The organism is Streptomyces sp. NPDC028331, assembly GCF_055565775.1.
This window is the reverse complement of the sequence record NZ_JBVHTR010000003.1, coordinates 374,541-381,410: the sequence shown is the minus strand read 5'-3', so window position 1 is coordinate 381,410 and position 6,870 is coordinate 374,541. Positions and strand designations below refer to the sequence as shown.

Here is a 6,870-nt window from a genome sequence, read left to right as displayed (position 1 = left end):
AGGGGAAGAAAAAAGGGGGAAAAAAAAAAAAAATGAGTGGGGGGGGGGGGGGGGGTGGGGGGTGGGGTCTCCCCCCCCCCCCCCCCCCCCCCCGGCGCGTCCACCCCCCTCCGTACGGCAGAATTTCCGCATGGGGATAGTCGCCGGGCTGGACAGTTCGCCCGATTTCACTCGTATCGTCGTCTGTGACACGGACACGGGGGCGGTGCTCAGGCAGGGGTATGCGCCGCACCCGGTGGAGACCCTCGAGGGCGGCGGCCGTCCCTCCGACGTCGACCCCCAGGCCTGGCTGCTGTCGCTCGGGGAGGCGGCCGGGGGCGGGCTCCTCGAGGGCGTGCAGGCCATCGGCGTATCCGCGCAGCAGAACGCGCTGGTCCCGCTCGACACGCAGGGCGCCACCGTGCGGCCCGCGTTGGTCGGCGGCGACAAGCGGGCCCAGGTCGCGGCGGCAGACCTGATCGACGCGCTCGGCGGCCGGCAGGCCTGGGCCGAGGCCGTCGGCTGTGTCCCGCAGGCCGCGCAGCCCGTGACCAAGCTCCGCTGGCTCGCCAAGACGGAACCGGACAACGCGCTGCGCACCGCCGTGCTGATGCAGGCCCACGACTGGCTGGTGTGGCAGTTGCTCGGGCGGCCGGTGAGACGGACCACCGACCGGGGCGGCGCCTCCGGGACCGGGTACTGGTCGGCGGCGACCGGCGCCTACCGCAGCGACCTCGTCGAGCTGGCGCTCGGCCACCAGGCCATGGTGCCCGAGGTGATCGGCCCCTCCGAGGCGGCCGGTACGACACCGGAGGGGCTGCTGATCTCCGCGGGCACCGGGGAGACGATGGCCGCCGCGCTGGGTCTGGGGATCGGGCTGGGCGACGCCGTCGTCTCGCTCGGCGCCTCCGGTTCCGTGATGGCCGTCCACCCCGAGGCGCTCGTCGACTCCTCGGGGATGATCACCTCGCTGGCGGACGCCACGGGCATGCACCTGCCGGTGGTGACCACGCTCAACGCCGTGCGCACCCTGCGCGGCGCCGCCGAGCTCCTCGGCCTGCCGGACCTCGAGGCGCTGTCCGACCTGGCGATGAAGTCGACGCCGGGCTCGCACGGGCTGGTCCTGCTGCCGTACCTGGAGGGCGAGCGGACCCCGAACCTGCCGCACACCGCGGGCACCCTGGCCGGGCTGCGCCGCGAGTCGATGAAGCCGGAGCACCTGGCGCGGGCCGCGTTCGAGGGCATGCTGTGCGGGCTCGCGGACGCGCTCGACGTGCTGCGCGGGCGCGGCGTGGAGGTGCGGCGGATCTTCCTGCTGGGTGCCGCGGCGGAGCTGCCCGCGGTGCAGGCGGCGGCGCCCTCGCTGTTCGGCACGCAGGTCGTCGTCCCCCAGCCGGCGGACTACGCGGCGATCGGCGCGGCCCGCCAGGCGGCCTGGTCACTCGGCGTCTCCCAGGGCACCCTCGACCCGCGCACCCCGCCCCCGTGGCAGGGCGCGGCGGCGCAGGTTCTGGAGCCGGGCGAGGAACTCGCGGTGGGTCAGGCCGTACGGCAGCAGTACGTGTCGGTACGGGAGCAGACGCATCCGGGGGCGTTCCGCCCGTAGACGCCCCGGTGTCGTCCATCTCACACGGTGTCAGCCGTGCGGCGGCCGCCGCACGGTGGCGCACGTCACCACCCTGAAGGAGTACGCCCTAAGGCCGAGCCCGCTCGGTCCTTTGACCGCTCTCGGCTTAATCGGTTGAGGTAACGCGGGTGGAGTGTCCGACGATAGGGGGTGGTGCACCACCGACCGCCTCCCCTTTCGTCCACCACTCCGAGAGACCTCGCGTGCTCATACGACTTCTGAGAACCCATCTGGGTCCGTACAAGAAACCGATCGCCCTGCTGGTTCTGCTGCAGTTCCTGCAGACCTGCGCCACGCTCTATCTGCCCACCCTGAACGCGCACATCATCGACAACGGTGTCGTGAAGGGGGACACGAACTACATCCTGACCTTCGGCGGCCTGATGATCGGGGTCTCGATGGGCCAGGTCGTGTGCAACATGGGCGCCGTCTACTTCGGAGCCCGTACCGCGTCGGCCGCCGGCCGGGACATCAGGGCCGCCGTCTTCGACCGGGTGCAGTCGTTCTCCTCCCGCGAGGTGGGTCACTTCGGTGCGCCGTCGCTGATCACCCGCACCACGAACGACGTGCAGCAGGTGCAGATGCTCGCCCTGATGACGTTCACCCTGATGGTGTCGGCGCCGATCATGTGTGTGGGCGGCATCGTCCTGGCGCTCGGTCTGGACGTACCGCTGTCCGGGGTCCTGGTGGCCGTGGTGCCCGTACTCGGCATCTGCGTCACCCTGATCGTGCGCCGGCTGCGGCCGCTGTTCCGCACCATGCAGGTCCGCCTCGACACGGTGAACCGGGTGCTGCGCGAGCAGATCTCCGGCAACCGGGTGATCCGCGCCTTCGTCCGTGACGACTACGAGAAGGGCCGCTTCAAGGGCTCGAACACCGAGCTCACCGAGGTGTCCCTGGCCACCGGCCGCACCCTTGCGCTGATGTTCCCCCTGGTGATGACGGTGGTGAACCTCTCCTCGATCGCCGTGGTCTGGTTCGGCGCCCACCGCATCGACAGCGGCGGCATGCAGATCGGTGACCTGACGGCGTTCCTCGCCTACCTCATGCAGATCGTCATGTCCGTGATGATGGCCACCTTCATGTTCATGATGGTGCCGCGCGCGGAGGTCTGCGCCGAGCGCATCCAGGAGGTGCTCGGCACCTCCTCCAGCGTCGTGCCGCCCACCGCGCCCGTCACCGAACTGCGCCGGCACGGTCATCTGGAGATCCGGGGCGCCGGGTTCCGCTATCCGGGGGCCGAGGAGCCGGTGCTCAAGGCCGTCGACCTGGTGGCGCGGCCCGGTGAGATCACGGCCGTCATCGGGTCCACCGGCAGTGGCAAGTCCACCCTGCTCGGGCTGATCCCCCGCCTGTTCGACGCCACCGAGGGCGAGGTCCTCGTGGACGGTGTGAACGTGTCGGAGATCGACCCCGGGCTGCTGGCCAGGACGGTGGGGCTGGTCCCGCAGAAGCCGTACCTGTTCGCGGGCACGGTCGCCACGAACCTGCGCTACGGCAATCCGGACGCCACCGACGAGGAGCTGTGGCACGCGCTGGAGGTGGCGCAGGCCAAGGACTTCGTCTCCCGACTGGAGAACGGCCTCGACTCCCCCATCGCACAGGGCGGCACCAATGTCTCCGGCGGCCAGCGGCAGCGCCTCGCGATCGCCCGCACCCTGGTGCAGCGCCCGGAGATCTACCTGTTCGACGACTCCTTCTCCGCGCTGGACTACGCCACCGACGCGGCCCTGCGGGCGGCGCTCGCCCGGGAGACCGCCGAGGCGACCGTCGTCATCGTCGCCCAGCGCGTGGCCACCATCCGGGACGCCGACCGGATCGTGGTCCTGGACGAGGGCCGCGTCGTCGGCACCGGCCGCCACCACGAGCTGATGGCGGGCAACGAGACCTACCGGGAGATCGTGCTCTCCCAGCTCACGGAAGCGGAGGCTGCCTGATGGCCGGGCCCATGCGGGGGATGATGGGCGGGGGCGGCCCCGACCAGCGGTCGATGGACTTCAAGGGGTCCGGGAAGCGGCTCCTCGCCCGGTTCGCACCCGAACGCCCCACCATGATCGCGATGCTGGTCTGCGGTGTGCTGAGCGTCGGGCTGTCCGTGGTCGGGCCGAAGATCCTGGGCAGGGCGACGGACCTGGTCTTCGCCGGGATCATCGGCCGCCGGATGCCGGCGGGCCTGAGCAAGGAGCAGGTCCTCGACTCCATGCGGAAGCGGGGCCAGGGCGGCATCGCCGACATGCTCTCCGGCACGGACTTCACCCCGGGCAAGGGCATCGACTTCGATGCCGTGGGGAACGTCCTGCTGCTCGCGCTGTGCACGTTCCTGGTGGCCGGCCTGCTGATGGCGGTGTCCACCCGGCTCTCCAACCGGGCCATCAACAAGACGGTCTACCGCCTGCGCGAGGACGTGCAGGGAAAGCTGTCGCGGCTTCCGCTGTCGTACTTCGACCAGCGGCAGCGCGGCGAGGTGCTCAGCCGGGCGACCAACGACATCGACAACATCCAGCAGACGCTGCAGCAGTCGATGGGCCAGCTCATCAACTCGCTGCTGACGATCGTCGGCGTGCTGGCGATGATGTTCTGGGTGTCGTGGCTGCTGGCGCTGGTCGCCCTGGTGACCGTGCCGCTGTCGTTCTTCGTCGCGACGCGCATCGGCAAGCGGTCGCAGCCGCACTTCGTGCAGCAGTGGCGCACCACCGGCAAGCTGAACGCGCACATCGAGGAGATGTACACCGGGCACACCCTGGTGAAGGTGTTCGGGCGGCAGGAGGAGTCGGCCAGGCAGTTCGCCGAGCAGAACGAGGCGCTGTACGAGGCCGGGTTCCGGGCGCAGTTCAACAGCGGTGTGATGCAGCCGCTGATGATGTTCGTGTCCAACCTGAACTATGTGCTGGTCGCGGTGGTCGGCGGTCTGCGGGTCGCGTCGGGCTCGCTGTCGATCGGTGACGTGCAGGCCTTCATCCAGTACTCGCGTCAGTTCTCGATGCCGCTCACGCAGGTCGCGTCGATGGCGAACCTGGTGCAGTCGGGTGTCGCGTCCGCGGAACGGATCTTCGACCTGCTGGACGCAGAGGAGCAGCAGGCCGATCCCGAGCCGGGGCTGCGGCCCGAGGAGCTGCGCGGGCGGGTCGCGCTGGAGAACGTGTCGTTCCGGTACGACCCGGAGAAGCCGCTCATCGAGAACCTGTCGCTGAAGGTGGAGCCGGGGCAGACGGTCGCGATCGTCGGCCCGACCGGGGCGGGCAAGACCACGCTCGTCAACCTGCTCATGCGCTTCTACGACGTCACCGGCGGGCGGATCACGCTCGACGGCGTCGACATCGCGAAGATGTCCCGCGACGAGCTGCGGTCCTCGATCGGCATGGTGCTGCAGGACACCTGGCTGTTCGGCGGCACGATCGCGGAGAACATCGCCTACGGTGCCTCGCGCGAGGTCACGCGCGCGGAGATCGAGGAGGCGGCGCGGGCGGCGCACGCGGACCGGTTCGTCCGTACGCTGCCGGACGGCTACGACACCGTGATCGACGACGAGGGGGCGGGGGTCAGCGCGGGTGAGAAGCAGCTCATCACCATCGCGCGGGCGTTCCTGTCGAACCCGGTGATCCTGGTGCTGGACGAGGCGACGAGTTCCGTGGACACGCGCACGGAGGTGCTGATCCAGAAGGCGATGGCGAAGCTGGCGCACGGGCGGACGTCGTTCGTGATCGCCCACCGGCTGTCGACGATCCGGGACGCCGACACGATCCTGGTGATGGAGAACGGCTCCATCGTCGAACAGGGCTCGCACACGGAGCTGCTGGCCGCGGACGGGGCGTACGCGCGGCTGTACAAGGCACAGTTCGCGCAGGCCGTGGCCGAGGTCGACTGATCCCCGGGGGCCGCCCGCGCGGGCGGCCCCTTCAGTCCAGGTAGCCCCTGAGCTGGTCGGCGAAGGCGTGGTCGCGGAGCTTGTTCAGCGTCTTCGACTCGATCTGGCGGATGCGTTCGCGGGTGACGCCGAAGATGCGGCCTATCTCCTCCAGGGTGCGCGGACGGCCGTCGACGAGTCCGTACCGTAGCTGGACGACCTTCCGTTCCCTCTCCCCCAGCGTGGACAGCACCGCTTCCAGGTGCTCCCTGAGCAGCAGGAACGCGGCGGACTCCACCGGGCTGGTGGCGTCGCCGTCCTCGATGAGGTCGCCGAGGGCCACGTCGTCCTCCTCGCCCACGGGCGCGTGCAGCGAGACGGGCTCCTGGGCGAGCCGCAGCACCTCGCTCACCCGCTCGCTGGGCAGCTCCAGGTGCGCGGCGACCTCTTCGGGGGTCGGTTCGTAGCCGCGTTCCTGGAGCATGCGACGCTGGACGCGGATGACCCGGTTGATCAGCTCGACGACGTGGACCGGGACACGGATGGTGCGGGCCTGGTCGGCGAGGGCGCGGGACATGGCCTGGCGGATCCACCAGGTCGCGTACGTGGAGAACTTGTAGCCGCGGGCGTAGTCGAACTTCTCGACGGCCCTGATCAGTCCGAGGTTTCCCTCCTGGACCAGGTCCAGCATGGTCAGTCCGCGGCCCACGTAGCGCTTGGCGACGGAGACGACGAGGCGCAGATTGGCCTCGATGAGCCGCCGCTTGGCCATGCGGCCCATGACGACCAGCCGGTCCAGGTCGAGCGCGAGCCGGGTGTCCAGGTCGGGGGTGCTGAGCAGCTTCTCCTCGGCGAACAGGCCGGCCTCGACACGGCGGGCGAGTTCGACCTCCTCGGCGGCCGTGAGCAGGGGGATGCGGCCGATCTCGCGCAGGTACTGGCGGAACAGGTCGGAGGAGGGGCCACTGGTGTCGGCACGGTCGCGGAGGGCTTCGACGGGTTCGAGCGGCTCGTCGAGCTCGGCCGGGTCCGATGGCTCGGGCTCCGTCTCGGGGTGGTGCGCGAGCCGGTTCTGCGGGGGCACCGCCGGGAGGACGTCGGTCTGCGCGTCCGGCTCGTCGTTCACGATCTCCGGTTGGGTGAGGGTCTGGGTCTGCACGGGGGCGACCTCCAGGAATGTCGCTGCTTCAGGCGTGCCGCAGCGGTACGTCGGTGAGCGGAACCGCGGGGGTGTCGAACCCGCCGCCGTGGGCGGGCCGGCCGCGCTCCGAGGACTCAGGCACCGGAACCCAGTGTGGGGTACGACACATCGCCGTCAGTAGGGGCGTGCGTCCACTTTTTGAGGCCCGTGCGTGACCGGGCGGTTACTCAGTTCGTTTGACCATCGGACTGACGTCCCAGGGCACTGGGATCCGCTGAG

The 6,870-nt window shown here is 70.2% G+C and carries 3 protein-coding genes and 1 pseudogene; 3 read left to right on the top strand and 1 reads right to left on the bottom strand.

Going from position 1 to position 6,870, the window contains the following annotated elements:
- Positions 1 to 130 precede the first annotated feature (130 nt).
- The 3 genes from ACZ4SW_RS05795 to ACZ4SW_RS05785 all read left to right on the top strand — a co-directional run bounded on the left by ACZ4SW_RS05795 (position 131) and on the right by ACZ4SW_RS05785 (position 5,471).
- Entirely contained in the window at positions 131 to 1,585 is a 1,455-nt protein-coding gene (locus ACZ4SW_RS05795; protein ID WP_468238403.1) for a xylulokinase, read from the top strand.
- Positions 1,586 to 1,809: 224 nt separating this feature from the next.
- Positions 1,810 to 3,543, top strand: coding sequence for an ABC transporter ATP-binding protein (locus ACZ4SW_RS05790; protein WP_468238400.1), 1,734 nt, complete (start codon positions 1,810 to 1,812; stop codon positions 3,541 to 3,543).
- The gene (locus ACZ4SW_RS05785; RefSeq protein WP_468238398.1) at positions 3,543 to 5,471 is read left to right on the top strand and encodes an ABC transporter ATP-binding protein; all 1,929 of its coding nucleotides are present in this window, start codon (positions 3,543 to 3,545) and stop codon (positions 5,469 to 5,471) included. The genes ACZ4SW_RS05790 and ACZ4SW_RS05785 overlap by 1 nt, the downstream gene beginning before the upstream one ends.
- Before the next feature lie 31 nt (positions 5,472 to 5,502).
- Here the strand turns inward: ACZ4SW_RS05785 and ACZ4SW_RS05780 are convergent.
- Positions 5,503 to 6,733: pseudogene (locus tag ACZ4SW_RS05780) on the bottom strand (RNA polymerase sigma factor).
- Positions 6,734 to 6,870 lie beyond the last annotated feature (137 nt).

What these genes read in the sequence shown, in the direction of transcription:
- ACZ4SW_RS05795 (WP_468238403.1), top strand. Translation starts at nt 131, where the DNA reads ATGGGGATAGTCGCCGGGCTGGACAGTTCGCCCGATTTCACTCGTATC.
- ACZ4SW_RS05785 (WP_468238398.1), top strand. Translation starts at nt 3,543, where the DNA reads ATGGCCGGGCCCATGCGGGGGATGATGGGCGGGGGCGGCCCCGACCAG.